This window comes from Escherichia sp. WS1265 (assembly GCF_046487585.1).
Lineage (GTDB): Bacteria > Pseudomonadota > Gammaproteobacteria > Enterobacterales > Enterobacteriaceae > Escherichia > Escherichia coli.
Window position 1 is genome coordinate 93,426 of record NZ_JBJQJE010000012.1, and the last position, 22,211, is coordinate 115,636.

Consider the following 22,211-nt stretch of genomic DNA (forward strand, 5'->3'; position numbering starts at 1 on the left):
TTAAATACCTATTCTTAGGCTGCACATGCTAACATATCCAAATAAGATCGATAACGATAATTAATTTCATTATCATGGAAGTTCGTATGTCTGGTTCTGTTGCCGTGACACGCGCCATTGCCGTGCCCGGATTGCTGTTCTTACTGATTATCGCGACGGCATTAAGCCTGCTCATTGGGGCAAAATCACTCCCCGCTTCCGTAGTGCTGGAGGCCATCTCCGGCACCTGCCAGAGCGCCGACTGCACCATCGTGCTCGACGCGCGACTGCCGCGCACCCTTGCCGGTTTACTGGCCGGCGGTGCGCTTGGGCTTGCAGGGGCGCTGATGCAAACCCTCACCCGAAACCCACTTGCCGACCCCGGCTTGCTTGGTGTGAACGCCGGAGCCAGCTTTGCCATTGTGCTGGGCGCGGCGCTGTTTGGTTACTCATCCGCGCAGGAACAACTGGCGATGGCCTTCGCCGGGGCGCTGGTGGCCTCGTTGATTGTTGCCTTTACCGGCAGCCAGGGCGGCGGGCAGTTAAGTCCGGTGCGTTTAACCCTGGCGGGCGTGGCGCTGGCGGCGGTGCTGGAAGGGCTGACCAGTGGTATCGCCCTGCTTAATCCCGACGTCTACGATCAACTGCGTTTCTGGCAAGCCGGTTCGCTGGATATTCGCAATTTACACACCTTAAAAGTGGTGCTGATCCCGGTGCTTACCGCCGGAGCAACTGCGCTATTACTGAGCCGCTCGCTGAACAGTTTAAGCCTTGGCAGTGACACCGCGACGGCGCTGGGCAGTCGCGTAGCACGCACACAGTTGATTGGCCTACTGGCGATTTCCGTGCTTTGTGGTAGTGCGACGGCGGTAGTTGGCCCGATTGCTTTTATTGGCCTGATGATGCCGCACATGGCGCGCTGGCTGGTAGGTGCCGATCATCGCTGGTCGCTGCCCGTCACGCTACTCGCTACCCCTGCCCTGCTGCTGTTTGCCGATATCATCGGGCGGGTAATTGTGCCCGGCGAACTGCGCGTTTCTGTAGTCAGTGCCTTTATTGGCGCACCGGTGCTGATCTTCCTCGTGCGACGTAAAACGCGAGGTGGCGCATGATTTACGTCTCTCGCCGATTAATCATCACCTGTTTGCTGCTAATTACCGCCTGTGTGGTTGCAGGTATCTGGGGATTACGCAGCGGTACCGTCACGCTGGAAACTTCGCAGGTATTCGCCGCGTTGATGGGCGACACGCCGCGCAGTATGACGATGGTGGTCACCGAATGGCGTTTACCACGCGTGCTGATGGCGCTGTTGATTGGCGCGGCGCTGGGCGTCAGCGGCGCGATTTTTCAGTCGCTGATGCGTAACCCGCTCGGCAGCCCTGACGTAATGGGCTTTAACACCGGGGCGTGGAGCGGCGTGCTGGTGGCGATGGTGCTGTTTGGTCAGGACCTGACGGCTATTGCCCTGGCAGCAATGGCGGGGGGCATTATCACTTCGCTGTTGGTCTGGCTGCTTGCCTGGCGTAACGGCATCGACACCTTTCGGTTGATTATTATCGGCATCGGCGTTCGCGCCATGCTGGTGGCCTTTAATACCTGGCTGTTGCTGAAAGCGTCTTTAGAAACGGCGCTAACAGCGGGTTTGTGGAATGCCGGATCGCTCAACGGCCTGACGTGGGCAAAAACCTCGCCTTCCGCACCCATCATTATATTGATGCTCATTGCCGCCGCCTTACTGGTACGCCGGATGCGCTTGCTGGAAATGGGCGATGATACCGCGTGTGCGCTGGGCGTCAGCGTCGAACGTTCGCGTCTGTTAATGATGCTGGTTGCAGTGGTGCTTACCGCTGCGGCAACAGCGCTTGCCGGGCCGATTTCCTTTATTGCTTTAGTCGCGCCGCACATTGCCCGACGCATTAGCGGCACCGCTCGCTGGGGGCTGACCCAGGCGGCGCTGTGCGGGGCGTTGTTACTGCTGGCGGCCGATCTCTGCGCCCAACAACTGTTTATGCCGTATCAACTTCCGGTTGGCGTCGTTACCGTCAGCCTCGGCGGTATTTACCTTATCGTCTTGTTAATTCAGGAGTCTCGCAAAAAATGACCGAATCAGTAGCCCGTTTGCGTGGCGAACAGTTAACCCTCGGATATGGCAAATATACCGTTGCGGAAAATCTGACTGTAGAAATACCTGATGGTCACTTCACGGCAATTATCGGGCCAAATGGCTGCGGTAAATCCACGTTACTGCGTACCTTAAGCCGCCTGATGACGCCTGCTCACGGGCATGTCTGGCTGGATGGTGAGCACATTCAACATTACGCCAGTAAAGAGGTTGCACGCCGGATTGGCCTGTTGGCGCAAAACGCCACCACGCCGGGAGATATCACCGTGCAGGAGCTGGTGGCGCGTGGGCGTTACCCGCATCAACCGCTGTTTACCCGCTGGCGCAAAGAAGATGAAGAGGCCGTCACAAAAGCGATGCAGGCCACGGGAATCACCCATCTGGCGGATCAAAGCGTGGATACCCTTTCTGGCGGACAACGCCAGCGAGCGTGGATAGCAATGGTGCTGGCCCAGGAAACGGCAATTATGCTGCTCGATGAACCAACGACCTGGCTGGATATCAGTCATCAGATTGATTTGCTGGAACTGTTAAGCGAACTGAACCGCGAGAAAGGCTATACCCTGGCGGCGGTGCTGCACGATCTTAATCAGGCCTGTCGTTACGCCAGCCATTTGATTGCATTGCGGGAAGGGAAAATTGTTGCTCAGGGAGCGCCGAAGGAGATTGTCACTGCTGAATTGATCGAGCGCATTTATGGTCTGCGCTGCATGATTATTGACGATCCGGTAGCCGGAACTCCGCTCGTGGTGCCGCTCGGACGAACGGCACCTTCAACTGCCAAGATTTAAACTAAGTGCTCTTCCATCACGGCATCCTGTTTTCTGGATGCCATCGCATAGCGCAACAGCACGCCACCACAAGCCACCATCCCGCCGATCATCGCAGAAAGGATCACAATAATCGCCTTACCCGGACCGTCTTTTTTCACTGGCAATGACGGGCTTAACTGATATTTAAACGGCGTAAAATTCACATCGTTGATATTTGCTTTTGTTAACTGCTCAACAAGATACTGACGATTACGTAATTCACCGTTCAGTTCCGCAACGTCAGTGACTGCTTTTTCAATTTCCAGTTTGCGTTCAATACCGTCTGCGCCGAGAGAAATAGAGAAATCGGGGTCATCTTTAACGGCCTGACCATTACTGTAAACGGGCTTTTTAATTCCTGCCGCGTTGGCAATGTCGAGTGAATAATTGAGGCGCTGAATGTTTGCATCAAGTTGATTTTTCGTTTTAATGCGATCCTGAGCCAGTTTTTCTTTTTCAAACTGGGTTTTGATCTCCAGTTTATTACGGACGTTTTCTATCGACTCTTTCACCACCAACGCAGAGATATAATCGATATACCCGCTCAAAACGGTCTGCGCCTCTTCGCTGGTTGGCGCGGTAAAACTTAGCGTCCAGGAGGTATACAGTGACGGTTCATCTTTTTTCTTACTGGCATTGTCATCAACCGCTTTCATTTTTTCGCTCAATGCGACAATTGCGCGATGCAAATCCAGTTCGTCGATTTTCGCCTCTTTTAATTGGTCCATCACATAAGGTGTTGAGCGCAGGTACTCTTCCAGCAAGCTAACCGACTGAAACTTCTTGATAAACAGGTTAAATGCTTCTGTACGATCAATTTTGATATCCAGATCCAGCACACGAAGCTTAGTGAATGTTTTCTCAAGCGCCTGCCACTGAACAGGTTCTGGAGGTGTGACAACCGCCGCGCTGGTCCATTTTTGCGGCAGGATGAAAGAGATCAGTAAACCTGCGCAGGCAAACGCAAAAACGACCGCCATGACCGTTTTTTTGGCTCGCCATAAAACTTCAATTAGATTAAGTAAATCAATTTCATTATTACTGGGCGACGCCAGAGGATACTCGGGAAAATGAGCGTCGCTTCCCTGTTTAATATTCAGTGATGACATGGGGTATAACCTGAAAATGAGTCCAATAGGGGAAAATCTCCACGGCGCTCACTTTACCAGTTGGTGAGAATTATCCGAAGCTGAAGTTTGTAAATTCCTTCCACTGAATGCAACATTCACTCTATTTAAGAGAAATATCCACCAAACTTATAAATTAAATAAATGATAAACCCATAATCATTTCCTGTAATTATAGGTTTATGGATAATATTAATTTACCTGTTTAGCGTAGCGCGAATAATCGGCCCAATTTTTTCAAACGCCCCTGGAGAGATAATATCCACATGCGCACAATCCTGACGATAGATATCCAGCTCCGCAATCCACGGCGACCAGGCGCGTTCGGGATTCATACCTTCCTGAAGTGTGCGTTCAGCAACAAACAGCGTCGCTTTACCTTCAAACGGTACGCTATGAGCAGTCGTCAGCAGGCGCACAGCATCAGCGTAGTTGCCTTCAATGGTGGTAAACAACTCCGTTGAAGTACTTCCCTGTTGTGCCGCCAGGAAGGCCTCGCGCTCGCGGTTAATCTCCGCCAGCACTTCCGGGTCCAGGCCATTAGCCTCTTTTTCCTGCCAGTTTTGCGTTTCTGGCGGCCAGGTATCCAGCAAGCCAAGAAATGCCACCTGTTCACCACGGGCACGCAGCCGCGCCGCAATACCCTGCGCCAGCGTACCGCCCAGCGAATACCCCAGCAGGTAATAAGGGCCGTGCGGTTGTTGTTCAAGTAACGTTGCCAGATGCGCTTCGCAGACTTCATCCAGATTTGCCGCGGTCTGCATGGGGCCATTGGGGCGCGGCGACTGAATGCCGATAATAGACCATTGTGGATCGAGATAACGCGAGAGCACGCTGAACTGCCAGGCATAACCGGACGCAGGATGGAAACAAAACAGCGTCGGGCCATTACCTTCACGCAACGGCAGAATGGTTTCGAATCCCATGCGCCGGGAGCTGTCCTCGTCACCATCAATAATCGTTGCCAGTTTGGCGACGGTTGATGCGACCATCACCTGCCCCGGCGTCACCTGACGGGCAAACTGCCGACTTAACTGCGCTGCCAATTTCATTGCCAGTAGCGAATGACCACCAAGCGCGAAGAAGTCAGCATCGGCATCCTGCACGTCACAACCCAGCAACGACGCGAATGCCGCAGCGATAATCGTTTCACTGCCCGCTTTCGGCGCACGCCCCGGCGCTTGTGCTTTCAGTTCAGGCAACGGTAAGGCTTTGCGATCCAGCTTGCCGTTGGCGCTAAGCGGCAACTGCGGAAGTTGCAGCAGAACCACGGGCACCATATGCGGTGGCAATGTTTCGCGCAACTGCGCCTGCAATGCAGTGGTATCCAACGGCAGGCCCGATTGCGACACCAGATAGCCCACCAACTGACGCGCATCACCACCAGTGGCTGCCGCCTGGTTAATCACACAGGCGTGGGTAACGGCCTGTTCGACATCCGGCAGCGCCTGCATCACGCGATCAATTTCGCCTAGTTCGATACGCTGCCCGCGAATTTTTAGCTGATCGTCACTGCGCCCGAGGTACTCCACTGCGCCGTTATCCAGCCAGCGGGCAACGTCTCCGGTACGGTACATCCGTTCACCTGGGGCAAAAGGATCGGCAATAAAGCGACTGGCGGTCAGATCGGGTCGTCCCAGATACCCCTGCGCCAGTTGAATACCGGTGAGATAGAGATCACCCGCCACACCTGGCGGCACCGGATGCATCATCGCATCAAGAATACGCAGGCCCGTATTCCACACCGGATAACCAATCGGCACACTGCTACCGCGCACCTGTGCCAGTTCCTCGCCAAAAGCCGGATACCAGCTGACATCTACCGCCGCTTCCGTCGGGCCATATAGATTATGCAACGGCACGCTGGTTAACTGTTGCCATTCGCGGCATAAATCAGCGGGTAAGGCCTCACCACTACAGAAAACCTGTTTCAACGTCGCGCAATTCTGACGAGCGGTTTGCGGAGTCAGCGATGCAACAAATGCCGCCAGCATCGACGGCACAAAGTGCGTGGTCGTTACGCCATATTCGGCAAAGAATTGCTGCATAGCGAGCGGGTCGCGGTGCGCTTCCGGTTCAGCCATCACCAGTTTAGCCCCGGCAATAAACGGCCAGAAAAACTCCCACACCGAGACATCAAAACTGCACGGCGTTTTTTGGGCAACGATATCTTCGCCTGTAAGCGGGTAGTGGTTTTGCATCCAAAGCAGGCGGTTAACGATAGCCGTCTGCCCGACCATTACCCCTTTCGGCCTGCCGGTGGAGCCAGAGGTAAAGATGATATAAGCCGTGTGGTGCGGTTGTGAAAGTTGCAGCGGCGCACTGCCCTGCGGTGTAAGCGGGGCGTTATAGCAAAGGCTGGTTAAATCTGGAACATCGGCAAAGCGCGGCAGTTGATCGTCGGTGGTGATTAACAGCGACGGACGCGCATCTTCCAGCATCATTTTCAGGCGATCGTCCGGATAGCCGGTATCCAGCGGTAACCAGGCCGCACCTGTTTCAACAATCGCATGTAGTGCCAGAGTCAAAAAGACCGAGCGCGGTAGCGCCACCGCCACGCTGTCGCCTGGTTTAACGCCGCGCTCACGCAGCAGATTCGCCAGCGCCACCACCTGCTCGCGCATTTCCCGATAGCTGAACAGGTAACGCGCATCTGCCAGCGCCGGAGCATCCGGTGTTTTTGCCGCTTGTTCTGCCACCAGCGCGCTCAGCGTGGTTTCTGGAATCTCAACCTGAGTGGCGTTGATCTGCGCCAGCTGCACATATTCACCTGGCAGCATAATATCGACATCGCCGCACAACAGCGCCGGATCCGCGGCGAACTGGGCAATCAGCATTTTCAGGCGTTCAGCATGTTGAATTAACGTTGGCTCATCGTAACGCTGTTTATTGGCGAGGATCTCAATACTCAAATCACCGTGTTCATCCGGGAACAGGGCCAGTTCAAGGTCATTAACCGGACCGGTTGCCAGGGTATGGGTTTGCGCCTGAACACCAGGAATATCCAGTTGGTAATCAAATACCTTGATATTGAGTACCGGACCAAACAGCGGTTCATCACCTGCCGCTCGCCCGCTGTCACGGACAATTTGTTCGGCATCGTAACGTTGATGACGACGCATTTTTTTCAGTTGTGCTGCCAGTCGGGTTGCCAGTTGCGGCAGCGTTTCTTGCGCCGCAATGTGAATACCCAACGGCAAAACGTTGAGCACGGGTCCGGTAGCCGTCAGCGCCGCCGAGCCCAGTCGACGCATAAAGATAAATCCGGCAGCGTAGTCCATGCGGTTGCACAATCGCCCCAGCCACAAGGCTGCCAACGCAAGTGCTAAATCGGTACGCTGCACACCTGAAAGTTGCGTAGCCAGCTGGCGGAATTCCCCGTCGGTAAATTCCAGTTTCAGGCGTAGAATATCTGCCGAGGCGCTGCGCCCCGGTAAAGGTGCCGGAGAAAGTGACGCGGGCGGCGGCAATTGACGACGCTGTTCCGCCCAGAATGCCGCATCACGCTGCCAGGCTTCGCTTTCGCGGTATTGCTGGTACTCTTCCACTACATCAGCGAAAGGCGTAAACGGCGAAGCAGGCGTTGGTTCGCCACGCAGCCATGCGCAGTAAATATTGGCGATCTGGCGGGTAATGGCTGGGAAACTGAAGCCATCGACCAGCAAATGGTGATAACGCTGATACCAGTACCAGCGGTTATCCGCCACCTGTATCAACTGATGAAAGACCAGTGGTTTACCGCTATCGACGCGCAGATCTTGTTGCAAATCTGCCTGCATTAATGCCCGCGCAGTACCGTGCGGATCAATGTTGGTTCGCAGGTCGATAATTTCTGGCAGTTCGAACGTCAGCGCATCATCGACCCACTGCCAGACTTCGCCGTTATCTTCCGTAAAACGCATCCGCAGCGTATCTGCTTGCGCTAATCCGGCAACCACCGCGCGGGCCAGTAATGGCGCATCAACCTCTCCGGTTAACTCAACGTAATGCGCCACGCTCCAGGCGGAGGGTAAATCCGACAGTTTTTCTGCCATCCAGATGCCGGGCTGTGCGGCGACCAAAGGTAAATGCTGGCTCATTGCGCCTCCTGCAACTGGGTGAAATTCGACGGTGTCAGAGTACGCCAGTGGGCTTCCAGCCACTGCTGGCAGGACGCCTGTGACTGCGGCTGACACACAACGTCCCAGCCTGCCGGTAAGGCGCATTGTTGCGGCCACAGACTGAATTGCCCCTGCGCATTGCGCAAAATGTAAAACGCTCCCTGCGGATCATCGAAGGGATTACTGAATGCCATATTCAACTCCTGTCATGGAAAAGTGGTTGCCAGAGGTCGATTAGCCCCTGCATCAAGCCACCGCGCCAACAAAGCGCATCATGTCCGCCGTCAACCTGACGCCAGAAAATGGATTCTTTTATGGGGTGTAATTGCGCATACAGCGCCTGATTGGCCCGCATAATCATCGGCTCGCGAATACCCGCTTCCAGCACAATGCGCAGACCTTCGGCGCTAACTTCACCAGCTTTAAGTTGCTCAAGTAAAACACCTTCTTGCTGCCCGCCCCGATGCGGCCACCAGTACGATCCTGACTGGCTTAATACACAGCCAAAGCGTTCAGGCCAGTGCAGTCCGGCATACAGCGCGGAAAGCCCACCAAAACTCTGCCCGGCGACCACGGTGCGATCGGCGCGATCGTTAAAAGGGGCAATAGCTTTCACCAGGGGTAATAACTCTTGCTGTACTGCCAGCCAGAAATCCGCATTACACGGCAGTTCGTGGGCGCGGTGCGTGGTGTCGATAGCGTCGATCAACACATACACGGCGGGAGGAAGTTGCCGACGATGGGTCAGCGAAGTTAGCGCAGGCCAGACGGGCATACTTTGCGCCCAAAATTCGCCATCGAGCAAAACTGCCAGCGGGCGTTCTTCTGCTGTTGCATCGCCGGTGGTAAAAATCCATACACGGCGTGAATTTTTCAACCGTTCACTTTTCCAGATAATTTCTTTGGCAGGCGTTTCTGGCGCTTGCGGACAATTCCAACCCGGTTGTAGGGGCGCTTGCGGCATTTCGAGTGCAGAAACAGCGTGCCCTCGCCCGCCTTTCCAGCTTTGTGGATTCAGCGGATCGGCTATCGCCTGGGGTAATAGTTTTCGCCAGCCTTCGCGTAATTCGAGGCGATCGGGGGATGGTGCAGAAAAAATGTCATCGCGTTCAGTAGGAATAAAGCAGTAGCTGCCGCGCCAGTTGGCATTGAGTTGTGTCGTCCACTGCCAAACATCGGTTCCTGCAATTCGCTGCATCGACTGGGGCTGGCTGTTCTGATGGTGATCGGTCACACCAGTGATGTAGACCCATACGCGCTTTATCGTCGAGTATTCTTCAGAACCTTGGGGATCACGCCACCAGAAAGTGACCTCAAACATTTCGTCATTCAGACGCTGCCATTCCGGGCCATGTTTCGACTGCCACCAGCTCTCACTTCCTACTTTTAACGCCGTCACACCATAACCCCATGTTTACTGTGCAATTTTTCATTGATTGCAGAAATATATTGATAATATTATTGATAACTATTTGCATTTGCAATAGCGTAATGGCGCGCCGTGGGAAGCGCGGACATTAATTAACCAACTGCACTGCGTGTCTTTCAGGATCAAAGGTTTTCGCGGTAGCGGGATGCGTCGTGTTGATGACGACCATACCCGACAGTTGCAATTCGTGGCAAAAATGCAGGAATAAAACAATGAACAAGAAGATTCATTCCCTGGCCTTGTTGGTCAATCTGGGGATTTATGGGGTAGCACAGGCACAAGAGCCAACCGATACTCCTGTTTCACATGACGATACCATTGTCGTTACCGCCGCCGAGCAGAACTTGCAGGCGCCTGGCGTTTCGACCATCACCGCAGATGAAATCCGCAAAAACCCGGTTGCCCGCGATGTGTCGGAGATCATCCGTACCATGCCAGGCGTTAACCTGACCGGTAACTCCACCAGTGGTCAGCGTGGGAATAACCGACAGATTGATATTCGCGGCATGGGTCCGGAAAACACGCTGATTTTGATTGACGGTAAACCGGTAAGCAGCCGTAACTCGGTGCGTCAGGGCTGGCGTGGCGAGCGCGATACCCGTGGTGATACCTCCTGGGTGCCACCTGAAATGATTGAACGTATTGAAGTTCTGCGTGGTCCGGCAGCTGCGCGTTATGGCAACGGCGCGGCGGGCGGCGTGGTTAACATCATTACCAAAAAAGGCAGCGGTGAGTGGCACGGCTCCTGGGACGCTTATTTCAATGCGCCAGAACATAAAGAGGAAGGTGCCACCAAACGCACTAACTTTAGCCTCACCGGTCCGCTGGGCGACGAATTCAGCTTCCGCTTGTATGGCAACCTCGACAAAACTCAGGCTGACGCGTGGGATATCAACCAGGGCCATCAGTCCGCGCGTGCCGGAACGTATGCCACGACGTTACCAGCCGGGCGCGAAGGGGTAATTAACAAAGATATTAATGGCGTGGTGCGCTGGGACTTCGCGCCTCTGCAATCACTCGAACTGGAAGCGGGCTACAGCCGCCAGGGTAACCTGTATGCGGGCGACACCCAGAACACCAACTCTGACTCCTATACCCGCTCGAAATATGGCGATGAAACCAACCGTCTGTATCGCCAGAACTACTCGCTGACATGGAACGGCGGCTGGGATAACGGCGTGACCACCAGCAACTGGGTGCAGTACGAACACACCCGTAACTCGCGTATTCCGGAAGGTCTGGCGGGCGGTACCGAAGGGAAATTTAACGAAAAAGCGACACAGGATTTCGTCGATATCGATCTCGATGACGTGATGCTGCACAGCGAAGTTAACCTGCCGATTGATTTCCTCGTTAACCAGACGCTGACGCTGGGTACGGAGTGGAATCAGCAGCGGATGAAGGATTTAAGTTCCAACACCCAGGCGCTCACTGGGACGAATACCGGCGGTGCTATTGATGGCGTGAGTGCCACCGACCGTAGCCCGTATTCAAAAGCAGAAATTTTCTCGCTATTTGCCGAAAACAATATGGAGCTGACTGACAGCACCATCGTAACGCCGGGGCTGCGTTTCGATCATCACAGCATTGTTGGCAATAACTGGAGTCCGGCGCTGAACATCTCGCAAGGTTTAGGCGATGACTTCACGCTGAAAATGGGCATTGCCCGTGCTTATAAAGCGCCGAGTCTGTACCAGACTAACCCGAACTACATTCTCTACAGTAAAGGTCAGGGCTGCTATGCCAGCGCGGGCGGCTGCTATCTGCAAGGTAATGATGACCTGAAAGCAGAAACCAGCATCAACAAAGAGATTGGTCTGGAGTTCAAACGCGACGGCTGGCTGGCGGGCGTCACCTGGTTCCGTAACGATTATCGCAATAAGATTGAAGCGGGCTATGTGGCTGTAGGGCAAAACGCAGTCGGCACCGATCTCTATCAGTGGGATAACGTACCGAAAGCGGTGGTTGAAGGTCTGGAAGGATCGTTAAACGTACCGGTTAGCGAAACGGTGATGTGGACCAATAACATCACTTATATGCTGAAGAGTGAAAACAAAACCACGGGCGACCGTTTGTCGATCATCCCGGAGTATACGTTGAACTCAACGCTGAGCTGGCAGGCACGGGAAGATTTGTCGATGCAAACAACCTTCACCTGGTACGGCAAGCAGCAGCCGAAGAAGTACAACTATAAAGGTCAGCCAGCGGTTGGACCGGAAACCAAAGAAATCAGCCCGTACAGCATTGTTGGCCTGAGCGCGACCTGGGATGTAACGAAGAATGTCAGTCTGACCGGCGGCGTGGACAACCTGTTCGACAAACGTTTGTGGCGTGCGGGTAATGCCCAGACCACAGGCGATCTGGCAGGAGCCAACTATATCGCCGGTGCCGGGGCATATACCTATAACGAGCCGGGACGTACGTGGTATATGAGCATTAATACTCACTTCTGATGCTAACGTCAGATTGTTGACAAAGTGCGCGTCGTTCATGCCGGATGCGGCGTGAACGCCTTATCCGGCCTACAAAAATCTTGCCAATTCAATATATTGCAGGACCACGTAGGCCTGATAAGCGTAGCGCATCAGGCAGTTTTGTGTTTGTCATCATTCTCTAATATGGTCGACATGAAAACTACGCATACCGCCCTCCCCTTTGCAGGACATACGCTGCATTTTGTTGAGTTTGATCCGGCGAGTTTTCGCGAGCAGGATTTACTCTGGCTGCCGCACTACGCGCAACTGCAACACGCTGGACGTAAACGTAAAACAGAGCATTTAGCCGGACGGATCGCTGCAGTTTATGCGCTGCGGGAATATGGCTATAAATGTGTGCCCGCAATCGGCGAGCTACGCCAACCTGTGTGGCCTGCGGAGGTATACGGCAGTATTAGCCACTGTGGGGCTACGGCATTAGCCGTGGTATCTCGTCAACCGATTGGCATTGATATCGAAGAGATTTTCTCTGTACAAACCGCAAGAGAATTGACAAACAACATTATTACACCAGCAGAACACGAGCGACTCGCAGAATGCGGTTTAACCTTTTCTCTGGCGCTGACACTGGCATTTTCCGCCAAAGAGAGCGCATTTAAGGCAAGCAAGATACAGGCCACTCAAGGTTTTCTGGATTATCAGATAATTAGCTGGAATAAACAGCAGATCATCATTCGACTAGAGGATGAGCAGTTTGCTGTGCACTGGCAGATAAAAGAAAAAATAGTCATAACGCTGTGCCAACACGATTAATTGACAACATCTGGTACGATTCGCCCGCAGCCATCACTGACCGCGGGCGAAAGTGTAAAGCAGGTGCCTTACCACCCTGACCTGACAACCGGATATGCGGGGATTACTCCCCGCACAACGGCTACTTCTTCGGTTCGTAAGCGAGAACAGCCTTAAACTCAATATTACGTTCCTTCACCGTAAACTCACACAGCGAGTCTCCGACCAGAAGCGTAAATCCCAGCACCGTCAAACACAGCACTATGACTGCCGCAAGGGCATATTTCGTCAGCATGTTTATATTGCCTCCATGCGAAGAAGGGACTACCATCCAAATTGTTTGGGTTTGGAGTGGCAGCCCCAGGGTTGATAGAAATATCGTCCTGGGGCTTCATCTTTCCAGACCTCAGAGTAAACCTGAAACCGGAAAGCTTCAGGCACCCGCCGTTATCTTACCCTTCCTTAGCAAAATGGCTGTTTATTTATACAGTAAGTCCTGTTTCGGACTTCTCAATCCTCATTTGATCAACTGAAGCTGAACCCGTTTTTTTCTGCATGCCTCAATCGTCAAAATTCTTCGCCACCAGTCCGCACTGCCATAACTTGTCATATTGCAAAATGTAGCCAATTTGCTTCAGTCACCATCACCAAAAAAAAGAAACATTCCAGAACTTCCGCATCTCGCCCAGTCGCGCCCACTTCTATACTGAATAGAAAACGCCAACATAAGAGAAACCTATGCCATTACCCGATTTTCATGTTTCTGAACCTTTTACCCTCGGTATTGAACTGGAAATGCAGGTGGTTAATCCGCCGGGCTATGACTTAAGCCAGGACTCTTCAATGCTGATTGACGCGGTTAAAAATAAGATCACGGCCGGAGAGGTAAAGCACGATATCACCGAAAGTATGCTGGAGCTGGCGACGGATGTTTGCCGTGATATCAACCAGGCTGCAGGGCAATTTTCAGCGATGCAGAAAGTCGTATTGCAGGCAGCCGCAGATCATCATCTGGAAATTTGCGGCGGTGGCACGCACCCGTTTCAGAAATGGCAGCGTCAGGAGGTATGCGATAACGAACGCTATCAACGAACGCTGGAAAACTTTGGTTATCTCATTCAACAGGCGACCGTTTTTGGTCAGCATGTCCATGTTGGTTGCGCCAGTGGCGATGACGCCATTTATTTGCTGCACGGCCTGTCACAGTTTGTGCCGCACTTTATCGCCCTTTCCGCCGCGTCACCATATATGCAAGGAACGGATACGCGTTTTGCCTCCTCACGACCGAATATTTTTTCCGCCTTTCCCGATAATGGCCCGATGCCGTGGGTCAGTAACTGGCAACAATTTGAAGCCCTGTTTCGTTGCCTGAGTTACACCACGATGATCGACAGCATTAAAGATCTGCACTGGGATATTCGCCCCAGCCCTCATTTTGGCACGGTGGAGGTTCGGGTAATGGATACCCCGTTAACCCTTAGCCATGCGGTAAATATGGCAGGATTGATTCAGGCTACCGCCCACTGGTTACTGACGGAACGCCCGTTTAAACATCAGGAGAAAGATTACCTGCTGTATAAATTCAACCGTTTCCAGGCCTGCCGCTATGGGCTGGAAGGCGTCATTACCGATCCGCATACTGGCGATCGTCGGTCACTAACGGAAGACACCTTGCGTTTACTGGAAAAAATCGCCCCTTCGGCACATAAAATTGGTGCATCGAGCGCAATTGAAGCACTGCACCGCCAGGTCGTCAGCGGTCTGAATGAAGCGCAGCTAATGCGTGATTTCGTCGCCGATGGTGGCTCGCTAATTGGGCTGGTGAAAAAGCATTGTGAGATCTGGGCTGGTGACTAAGCCGGGAATTGCCTTACAGAAGAATATCCCTGACAATGGTGTTTTAACTTACATTTAACAATGTTATGAAACACCCTTTAGAAACCTTGACCACCGCAGCAGGCATTTTGCTGATGGCTTTCCTTTCTTGCCTGCTGCTGCCCGCCCCCGCACTGGGGCTGACGCTGGCACAAAAACTGGTGACCATGTTCCATCTGATGGATCTTAGCCAGCTTTACACTTTATTGTTTTGTCTGTGGTTTTTAGTGCTGGGCGCTATTGAGTATTTTGTTCTGCGCTTTATCTGGCGACGCTGGTTCTCACTGGCGGATTAAACGTCGATTATCGCCGTACTTCGCGGCATACTTTGCTTATTCTCCTTCGCCTAAAGGAACGTTTATGGATAAGCAATCACTGCACGAAACGGCGAAACGCCTGGCCCTTGAGTTACCCTTTGTCGAGCTTTGCTGGCCGTTTGGCCCGGAGTTCGATGTTTTTAAAATTGGCGGCAAGATTTTTATGCTGTCGTCGGAGCTGCGCGGCGTCCCCTTTATCAATCTGAAGTCCGATCCACAAAAATCCCTGCTAAATCAGCAAATATACCCAAGCATCAAGCCAGGGTATCACATGAATAAAAAGCACTGGATTTCGGTGTATCCCGGCGAGGAAATCTCCGAAGCGTTACTTCGCGATCTGATCAACGATTCGTGGAATCTGGTGGTTGATGGTCTGGCTAAACGCGATCAAAAACGACTGCGTCCTGACTCAACCGTAAATCAATAGCGCATTTTTCTCGCTTACCATTTCATCTCGATCCTTGTAATCTGCTGGCACGCAAAATTACTTTCACATGGAGTCTTTATGGATATCATTTCTGTCGCCTTAAAGCGTCATTCCACTAAGGCATTTGATGCCAGCAAAAAACTTACCCCGGAACAGGCCGAGCAGATCAAAACTCTCCTGCAATACAGCCCATCCAGCACCAACTCCCAGCCATGGCATTTTATTGTTGCCAGCACGGAAGAAGGTAAAGCGCGTGTTGCCAAATCCGCTGCCGATAATTACGTGTTCAACGAGCGTAAAATGCTTGATGCCTCGCACGTCGTGGTGTTCTGTGCAAAAACCGCGATGGACGATGCCTGGCTGAAGCTGGTTGTTGACCAGGAAGATGCCGATGGCCGCTTTGCCACGCCGGAAGCGAAAGCCGCGAACGATAAAGGTCGCAAGTTCTTCGCCGATATGCACCGTAAAGATCTGCATGATGATGCGCAGTGGATGGCAAAACAGGTTTATCTCAACGTCGGTAACTTCCTGCTCGGCGTGGCGGCGCTGGGTCTGGACGCGGTGCCCATCGAAGGTTTTGACGCCGCCATCCTCGATGAAGAATTTGGTCTGAAAGAGAAAGGCTACACCAGTCTGGTGGTTGTTCCGGTAGGTCATCACAGCGTTGAAGATTTTAACGCTACGCTGCCGAAATCTCGTCTGCCGCAAAACATCACCTTAACCGAAGTGTAATTCTCTCTTGCCGGGCATCTGCCCGGCTATTTCCCCTCAGATTCTCCTGATTTGCATAACCCTGTTTCAGCCGTCATCATAGGCTGCTGTTGTATAAAGGAGACGTTATGCAGGATTTAATATCCCAGGTTGAAGATTTAGCGGGTATTGAGATCGATCACACCACCTCAATGGTGATGATTTTCGGTATTATTTTTCTGACCGCCGTCGTGGTGCATATTATTTTGCATTGGGTGGTACTGCGGACCTTCGAAAAACGCGCCATTGCCAGTTCACGGCTTTGGTTGCAAATCATTACCCAGAATAAACTCTTCCACCGTTTAGCTTTTACCCTGCAGGGGATTATCGTCAATATTCAGGCGGTATTCTGGCTGCAAAAAGGCACCGAAGCGGCAGATATTCTGACTACCTGCGCGCAGTTGTGGATCATGATGTATGCGCTGCTTTCAGTCTTCTCGTTGCTGGATGTTATTTTGAATCTGGCGCAGAAATTCCCGGCGGCATCTCAGTTACCGCTGAAAGGGATATTTCAGGGGATTAAACTGATCGGCGCGATTCTGGTCGGCATTTTGATGATCTCGCTGCTGATTGGTCAGTCGCCAGCGATTCTGATCAGCGGTCTTGGTGCAATGGCTGCCGTGCTGATGTTGGTATTTAAAGATCCGATTCTTGGTCTGGTGGCAGGTATTCAGCTTTCCGCGAACGATATGCTGAAACTGGGCGACTGGCTGGAGATGCCGAAATACGGCGCGGATGGCGCGGTGATCGATATTGGGTTAACCACCGTCAAAGTGCGTAACTGGGACAATACCATTACCACTATTCCCACCTGGTCTCTGGTCTCTGACTCCTTTAAAAACTGGAGCGGGATGTCAGCATCTGGCGGGCGACGTATTAAGCGCAGTATCAGTATTGATGTCACCAGTATTCGTTTTCTTGATGAAGGCGAAATGGAACGTCTGAATAAAGCGCATTTGTTAAAGCCATATTTAACCAGCCGCCATCAGGAAATTAATGAGTGGAATCGCCAGCAAGGTTCTACGGAGTCGGTATTAAACCTGCGCCGAATGACCAATATTGGAACCTTTCGTGCCTATCTGAACGAATATCTGCGGAATCATCCGCGGATTCGCAAAGATATGACCTTAATGGTACGCCAACTGGCTCCTGGTGATAACGGTTTACCGCTCGAGATCTATGCGTTTACCAACACCGTGGTGTGGCTGGAATATGAAAGCATTCAGGCTGATATATTCGACCACATATTTGCGATTGTCGAAGAGTTTGGTCTGCGACTTCATCAGTCGCCAACTGGCAATGATATTCGCTCTCTGGCGGGTGCATTTAAGCAGTAATTAAAAAAACCGCTCTTATCGAATGGATGAGAGCGGTTTCGGATGGTTGACATCGTTTTGTCGGATGTAGCGTGAATGCCTTATTTCCGACGCAGCGTTTTAAACGCTACAAACAGGAATACAATCCACACTGGCAGCAGAATCGCTGACAAGCGCATATCATCCATCGTGCACATCAGCAGCCAAATCATGCCGAGGAAGGCGATGCAAAGATAGTTGCCGAACGGATAGAGCAGCGCCTTAAACTGTGTTTCACGTCCCTGACGTCGCATCGCCGCGCGAAAACGCAGATGCGCCAGGCAGATCATAATCCAGTTCAACAGCAGCGTTGCTACCACCAGCGCCATCAGCAGACCAAACGCTTTTTGCGGCAGCAGATAGTTGATTAACACCACCAGCGAAGTGATGGCTCCGGAAAGCATCAGCGAGTTAATCGGCACGCCGCGACGGCTGACGCGAGTCAAAAACTTCGGCGCATTACCCTGCACAGAAAGGCCAAACAGCATCCGACTGTTAGAGTAAACCCCGCTGTTATACACCGACAGCGATGCCACCAGAATGACGAAGTTCAGCGCAGAAGCTACCACGTTGCTGTCGAGATTATGGAAAATCATCACAAACGGGCTACTGTTAGATTTCACTTCCACCCACGGATAGAGTGCCAGTAAAACCACCAGTGAACCGATGTAAAACAGCAGGATGCGATACACTACCTGATTTACCGCTTTCGGAATGCTTTTTTCCGGATCGCGCGCTTCAGCGGCAGTAATCCCAATCAGCTCCAGACCGCCGAAGGAGAACATAATCACCGCCAGCGACAAAATCAGCCCATTCCAGCCGGTGGCAAAGAAACCACCGTAGCGCCAGAGGTTGTCGATACTGGCTTTCTCGCCGCCGTGACCAGAAAACAGCAGCCACAGGCCAAAGCCGATCATACCGATGATCGCCAGCACTTTAATCAGCGCAAACCAGAACTCGGTTTCGCCATATAAGCGCACGTTCACCAGGTTAACGGCGTTGATGATAATAAAGAAGGCGGCAGCCCAAATCCACGTTGGAACATCCGGGAACCAGTACTGCATATAGATGCCCGCAGCGGTCAGCTCTGCCATTCCCACCAGCACGAACATCCCCCAGTAGTTCCAGCCGGAGAGGAACCCGGCGAACGGTCCCCAGTATTTATAGGCAAAGTGGGCAAATGAACCAGATACCGGCTCTTCGACCACCATCTCGCCGAGCTGGCGCATAATCAGGAAAGCGATGATCCCGGCGACGCCGTAGCCCAGCAATACAGCCGGACCCGCCATCTGAATCGCCGGGCCAATGCCAAGAAACAGACCAGTACCAATTGCGCCACCCAGCGCAATCAGTTGAATATGACGGTTATGTAATCCGCGATGAAGCGTCGGCTCTTGATTCGACGCAGTATCTTCCGATACGGTTGACGCGTTTTTCACGCCTTTCCCCTGTGTGTCTTTTTTGTTGAGGGGCACCTTTTAACATTTAGTGCCCATCGTCGCAAGACACAATCCACACGGTTAAACCGGGTATCCTGCTTTTATTTCCGTACCCGATGTCGGTGCAGCCACATCAGCTTATACGCCGCCGGGATAATAAACAGCGACAGCAAAGGCGCGGTGATCATGCCGCCAATCATCGGCGCGGCAATCCGGCTCATCACCTCTGATCCTGCCCCCGTTCCCCACAGAATCGGCAGCAGACCGGCGATAATCACCGCCACCGTCATCGCTTTCGGGCGCACGCGCAGGACCGCGCCGTGATATAACGCCTCATCCAGCTTCTGCTCGCTGAATGTTTGTGGATTATTCAACGACGGCTCGGCCTCTATGGCGTGACGTAAATACATCAGCATCACCACGCCAAATTCGGCGGCGACCCCCGCAAGGGCAATAAAACCGGTGCCCGTTGCCACAGAAAGATGAAAGCCCATCCACCACAGCAACCAGATGCCGCCCACCAGCGCAAACGGTACGCTGCTGATAATCAGCAACGCTTCGCCCACCCGACGGAACGCCAGATACAACAGCACGAAGATGATCATCAACGTCATCGGCACCATGAGTTTCAGCTTATGGTTGGCGCGCTCCAGTAGTTCGAACTGCCCGGAGAATGCCACGCTGGTGCCCGGTTTTAACTGCACTTTTTCAGCTATCGCTTTTTGCAGATCGTGAACCACCGACACCATGTCACGATCGCGGGCATCGATATAAATCCAGCTCGTCGGGCGCGCATTCTCGGTTTTCAGCATCGACGGTCCGGTAGAGACTTTAACGTCGGCCACGTCTGCCAGGGTGATTTGCTGCTTCATCGGCGTCAGGATCGGCAACTGGCGCAGCGCCTGCGGACTATCGCGCCAGCTTTGCGGATAACGCAGATTAATTGGATAACGGGCAATCCCTTCCACCGTTTCGCCAACCATCGCCCCGCCCACCGCAGAAGTCACAAACAATTGCACATCCGCCACCGTCATACCGTAACGCGCGGCTTTTTCACGGTTAATCTCAACGTTGATATAGCGCCCACCTTCCAGACGCTCAGCAAGCGCAGAAGCCACGCCTGGCACCGTTCGTGTCACTTCTTCAATTTGCTCCGCCATCGCGTCGATATCCGCCAGCACAGTGCCGGAAACTTTAATGCCGATAGGGCTTTTAATGCCGGTTGAGAGCATATCGATACGGTTACGAATTGGCGGCACCCACAGATTCGCCAGCCCCGGCAGACGCACGGTGTTATCCAGTTCCTCAATGATTTTGTCCATCGTCATGCCAGGCCGCCACTGATCCTGCGGCTTAAGCTGGATGGTCGTTTCTACCATCTCCAGCGGAGCAGAATCGGTGGCGGTTTCCGCTTTCCCGGTTTTGCCAAATACCCGCGCCACTTCAGGTACGCTCATAATCAGCTTGTCGGTTTTTTGCAGCATACTCGCCGCCTCTGCTGCGGAAATCCCCGGCAGCGTCGATGGCATATACAACAAGTCGCCTTCATTGATCTGCGGTAAAAATTCCCCGCCAACTTTATTGAGCGGCCAGAGAACCGTCAGCACCGAAAGCGTGGCCACCAGCAGCGTGGTTTTCGGCCAGTGCAGTACTTTCAGCAACAGCGGATGATAAACACGAATCAAAAAGCGATTGAGCGGGTTACTGCTTTCCGGCGGAATTTTGCCACGGATCCAGTAACCCATCAGGATAGGGATCACTACGATCGCCAGCAGCGCCGCGCCCGCCATCGCATAGGTTTTAGTGAACGCCAACGGGCCAAACAGACGCCCTTCCTGCCCTTCCAGGGTGAAGATCGGGATAAACGACAGTGTGATAATCAGCAGACTGATAAACAGCGCCGGACCCACTTCAACAGACGCATCGGTGATCACCTGCCAGCGCGTTTTATTATCCAGCGTGGCGTCAGGATGCTGGTGCTGCCACTCTTCCAGCCGTTTATGTGCATTCTCGATCATGACGATAGCGGCATCGACCATCGCCCCGACGGCAATCGCAATACCGCCCAGCGACATAATATTGGCGTTCAGTCCCTGAAAGTGCATGACAATAAAAGCAATACACAACCCCAGCGGCAACGAAATAATCGCCACCAGCGCCGAGCGCACATGCCAGAGAAACAGCGCACAGACTACCGCCACCACAATAAACTCTTCCAGCAACTTGCCGCTGAGGTTGTCGATGGCGCGGTCAATGAGCTGGCTGCGATCGTATGTTGTAACTATCTCCACGCCTTCCGGCAGACTACTTTTCAGCGTTTCCAGTTTGTCTTTCACGGCGGCGATCACTTCTCGGGCGTTTTTGCCGGAGCGCAGGATCACCACCCCGCCCGCCACTTCGCCTTCGCCGTTCAGTTCGGCAATGCCCCGGCGCATTTCCGGGCCAATCTGGACCTTCGCAACATCACGCAGATAAACGGGCACGCCATTTTCACTGGCTTTTAAAACGATGTGATTAAAGTCGTCGAGCGTTTGCAGATAGCCGCTGGCTCGCACCATATATTCCGCTTCCGCCAGTTCGATCGACGAACCGCCCGCTTCCTGGTTTGAAGCATCCAGCGCGCTTTTTACTTCGGCGAGACTGATGCCATATTGCGCCAGGCGCTGAGGATCGATAACCACCTGATACTCTTTCACCACACCGCCTACCGACGCCACTTCCGCAACGTCAGGAATGGTTTTCAGCTCATATTTGAGAAACCAGTCCTGCAATGAGCGTAAATCGGCCAGATCGTGCTTACCGCTGCGATCCACCAATGCATATTCATAGATCCAGCCAACACCCGTGGCATCTGGCCCCAGCTCGGCGCTGACTCCCGCAGGCAGCTTACCCTGTACCTGGTTGAGGTACTCCAGCACCCGCGAGCGCGCCCAGTACGGATCGGTGCCATCTTCGAAAATGACATACACATAAGAGTCGCCAAACTGCGAGAAACCGCGCACAGTCTTCGCGCCAGGCACCGACAACATGGTGGTGGTTAGCGGATAAGTCACCTGATTTTCAACGATTTGCGGTGCCTGACCGGGATAGCTGGTTTTAATAATCACCTGCACATCGGAGAGATCCGGCAGCGCATCCACTGGCGTGTTAATGATGGTCCAGGTGCCCCAGATACTCAGAAACAACGCGCCCATCAGCACCAGAAAACGGTTCGCCACCGAGCGACGAATAATCCATTCAATCATTGGTTAT

General features: G+C 53.0%; 18 protein-coding genes. 11 read left to right on the plus strand and 7 right to left on the minus strand.

Features of this window, described 5'->3' with window-relative positions; all coding sequences use genetic code 11:
* Positions 1 to 86: 86 nt before the first annotated feature.
* From fepD to fepC, 3 genes are read left to right on the plus strand one after another with little or no spacing between them, the layout of a single operon-like run.
* Entirely contained in the window at positions 87 to 1,091 is a 1,005-nt protein-coding gene (gene fepD, locus ACJHX3_RS13625) for a Fe(3+)-siderophore ABC transporter permease (protein ID WP_094321796.1), read from the plus strand.
* A complete protein-coding gene (fepG, locus tag ACJHX3_RS13630) occupies positions 1,088 to 2,080 on the plus strand; it encodes an iron-enterobactin ABC transporter permease (RefSeq protein WP_000640928.1) in 993 nt (330 codons plus the stop codon). Before fepD ends, fepG begins: the two co-directional genes overlap by 4 nt.
* On the plus strand, positions 2,077 to 2,892 hold the full coding sequence (gene fepC, locus ACJHX3_RS13635; protein WP_000140646.1) for an iron-enterobactin ABC transporter ATP-binding protein: 816 nt from the start codon (positions 2,077 to 2,079) through the stop codon (positions 2,890 to 2,892). Before fepG ends, fepC begins: the two co-directional genes overlap by 4 nt.
* Here fepC and wzz(fepE) read toward each other — a convergent pair.
* The 4 genes from wzz(fepE) to fes form a co-directional block, all read right to left on the minus strand.
* Positions 2,889 to 4,022 (minus strand): LPS O-antigen length regulator Wzz(fepE), encoded by a 1,134-nt coding sequence (gene wzz(fepE) / locus ACJHX3_RS13640; protein WP_000096731.1) that lies wholly within the window; start codon positions 4,020 to 4,022, stop codon positions 2,889 to 2,891. The genes fepC and wzz(fepE) overlap by 4 nt on opposite strands.
* 215 nt (positions 4,023 to 4,237) lie before the next feature.
* The gene (entF, locus tag ACJHX3_RS13645) at positions 4,238 to 8,119 is read right to left on the minus strand and encodes an enterobactin non-ribosomal peptide synthetase EntF (RefSeq protein WP_094308238.1); all 3,882 of its coding nucleotides are present in this window, start codon (positions 8,117 to 8,119) and stop codon (positions 4,238 to 4,240) included.
* A complete protein-coding gene (gene ybdZ / locus ACJHX3_RS13650) occupies positions 8,116 to 8,334 on the minus strand; it encodes an enterobactin biosynthesis protein YbdZ (RefSeq protein WP_000885788.1) in 219 nt (72 codons plus the stop codon). The genes entF and ybdZ overlap by 4 nt, the downstream gene beginning before the upstream one ends.
* A 2-nt stretch (positions 8,335 to 8,336) precedes the next feature.
* Positions 8,337 to 9,539: an enterochelin esterase gene (fes, locus tag ACJHX3_RS13655; RefSeq protein ID WP_000125831.1), complete on the minus strand. Its 1,203-nt coding sequence runs from the start codon at positions 9,537 to 9,539 to the stop codon at positions 8,337 to 8,339.
* Positions 9,540 to 9,781: 242 nt separating this feature from the next.
* Between fes and fepA the strand changes: the two genes are divergently transcribed.
* Together fepA and entD are read left to right on the plus strand one after the other, a co-directional pair.
* Positions 9,782 to 12,022 (plus strand): siderophore enterobactin receptor FepA, encoded by a 2,241-nt coding sequence (gene fepA, locus ACJHX3_RS13660; RefSeq protein ID WP_001034923.1) that lies wholly within the window; start codon positions 9,782 to 9,784, stop codon positions 12,020 to 12,022.
* A 174-nt stretch (positions 12,023 to 12,196) separates the two neighbouring features.
* Positions 12,197 to 12,817 (plus strand): enterobactin synthase subunit EntD, encoded by a 621-nt coding sequence (gene entD, locus ACJHX3_RS13665; RefSeq protein WP_001366506.1) that lies wholly within the window; start codon positions 12,197 to 12,199, stop codon positions 12,815 to 12,817.
* Positions 12,818 to 12,938: 121 nt separating this feature from the next.
* Here entD and hokE read toward each other — a convergent pair whose 3' ends face one another.
* Positions 12,939 to 13,091, minus strand: a complete 153-nt coding sequence (hokE, locus tag ACJHX3_RS13670) for a type I toxin-antitoxin system toxin HokE (RefSeq protein ID WP_000956455.1) — start codon at positions 13,089 to 13,091, stop codon at positions 12,939 to 12,941.
* On the opposite strand from hokE, the gene ACJHX3_RS13675 reads away from it, so the two are divergent.
* The 6 genes from ACJHX3_RS13675 to ybdG all read left to right on the plus strand — a co-directional run bounded on the left by ACJHX3_RS13675 (position 13,060) and on the right by ybdG (position 17,502).
* Complete coding sequence (locus tag ACJHX3_RS13675; protein WP_071526521.1) at positions 13,060 to 13,329, plus strand: hypothetical protein; 270 nt, start codon at positions 13,060 to 13,062, stop codon at positions 13,327 to 13,329. The two genes, hokE and ACJHX3_RS13675, sit on opposite strands and share 32 nt — an antisense overlap.
* A gap of 205 nt (positions 13,330 to 13,534) precedes the next feature.
* Positions 13,535 to 14,653, plus strand: coding sequence for a YbdK family carboxylate-amine ligase (locus tag ACJHX3_RS13680; RefSeq protein ID WP_001130628.1), 1,119 nt, complete (start codon positions 13,535 to 13,537; stop codon positions 14,651 to 14,653).
* 65 nt (positions 14,654 to 14,718) lie between these two features.
* Entirely contained in the window at positions 14,719 to 14,967 is a 249-nt protein-coding gene (locus tag ACJHX3_RS13685; RefSeq protein ID WP_000682518.1) for a DUF1158 domain-containing protein, read from the plus strand.
* Positions 14,968 to 15,031: 64 nt separating this feature from the next.
* Positions 15,032 to 15,415 (plus strand): MmcQ/YjbR family DNA-binding protein, encoded by a 384-nt coding sequence (locus ACJHX3_RS13690; RefSeq protein ID WP_000360948.1) that lies wholly within the window; start codon positions 15,032 to 15,034, stop codon positions 15,413 to 15,415.
* Between the two features lie 78 nt (positions 15,416 to 15,493).
* A complete protein-coding gene (gene nfsB / locus ACJHX3_RS13695) occupies positions 15,494 to 16,147 on the plus strand; it encodes an oxygen-insensitive NAD(P)H nitroreductase (protein ID WP_000351452.1) in 654 nt (217 codons plus the stop codon).
* A 107-nt stretch (positions 16,148 to 16,254) separates the two neighbouring features.
* A complete protein-coding gene (gene ybdG / locus ACJHX3_RS13700; RefSeq protein WP_001153150.1) occupies positions 16,255 to 17,502 on the plus strand; it encodes a mechanosensitive ion channel YbdG in 1,248 nt (415 codons plus the stop codon).
* A gap of 80 nt (positions 17,503 to 17,582) precedes the next feature.
* On the opposite strand, the gene pheP is transcribed toward ybdG, so the two are convergent.
* Positions 17,583 to 18,959, minus strand: a complete 1,377-nt coding sequence (gene pheP / locus ACJHX3_RS13705) for a phenylalanine transporter (RefSeq protein ID WP_094308239.1) — start codon at positions 18,957 to 18,959, stop codon at positions 17,583 to 17,585.
* Positions 18,960 to 19,060: 101 nt separating this feature from the next.
* Complete coding sequence (gene cusA / locus ACJHX3_RS13710) at positions 19,061 to 22,204, minus strand: Cu(+)/Ag(+) efflux RND transporter permease subunit CusA (protein ID WP_094308240.1); 3,144 nt, start codon at positions 22,202 to 22,204, stop codon at positions 19,061 to 19,063.
* Positions 22,205 to 22,211 lie beyond the last annotated feature (7 nt).

Excerpts from the sequence above, each read along its gene's own strand:
- fepD (WP_094321796.1), top strand. The coding sequence starts at position 87 with ATGTCTGGTTCTGTTGCCGTGACACGCGCCATTGCCGTGCCCGGATTG.
- fepG (WP_000640928.1), top strand. The coding sequence starts at position 1,088 with ATGATTTACGTCTCTCGCCGATTAATCATCACCTGTTTGCTGCTAATT.
- fepC (WP_000140646.1), top strand. The coding sequence starts at position 2,077 with ATGACCGAATCAGTAGCCCGTTTGCGTGGCGAACAGTTAACCCTCGGA.
- entF (WP_094308238.1), bottom strand. The coding sequence starts at position 8,119 with ATGAGCCAGCATTTACCTTTGGTCGCCGCACAGCCCGGCATCTGGATG.
- ybdZ (WP_000885788.1), bottom strand. The coding sequence starts at position 8,334 with ATGGCATTCAGTAATCCCTTCGATGATCCGCAGGGAGCGTTTTACATT.
- fepA (WP_001034923.1), top strand. The coding sequence starts at position 9,782 with ATGAACAAGAAGATTCATTCCCTGGCCTTGTTGGTCAATCTGGGGATT.
- entD (WP_001366506.1), top strand. The coding sequence starts at position 12,197 with ATGAAAACTACGCATACCGCCCTCCCCTTTGCAGGACATACGCTGCAT.
- ACJHX3_RS13675 (WP_071526521.1), top strand. The coding sequence starts at position 13,060 with ATGACTGCCGCAAGGGCATATTTCGTCAGCATGTTTATATTGCCTCCA.
- hokE (WP_000956455.1), bottom strand. The coding sequence starts at position 13,091 with ATGCTGACGAAATATGCCCTTGCGGCAGTCATAGTGCTGTGTTTGACG.
- ACJHX3_RS13680 (WP_001130628.1), top strand. The coding sequence starts at position 13,535 with ATGCCATTACCCGATTTTCATGTTTCTGAACCTTTTACCCTCGGTATT.
- ACJHX3_RS13685 (WP_000682518.1), top strand. The coding sequence starts at position 14,719 with ATGAAACACCCTTTAGAAACCTTGACCACCGCAGCAGGCATTTTGCTG.
- ACJHX3_RS13690 (WP_000360948.1), top strand. The coding sequence starts at position 15,032 with ATGGATAAGCAATCACTGCACGAAACGGCGAAACGCCTGGCCCTTGAG.
- nfsB (WP_000351452.1), top strand. The coding sequence starts at position 15,494 with ATGGATATCATTTCTGTCGCCTTAAAGCGTCATTCCACTAAGGCATTT.
- ybdG (WP_001153150.1), top strand. The coding sequence starts at position 16,255 with ATGCAGGATTTAATATCCCAGGTTGAAGATTTAGCGGGTATTGAGATC.
- cusA (WP_094308240.1), bottom strand. The coding sequence starts at position 22,204 with ATGATTGAATGGATTATTCGTCGCTCGGTGGCGAACCGTTTTCTGGTG.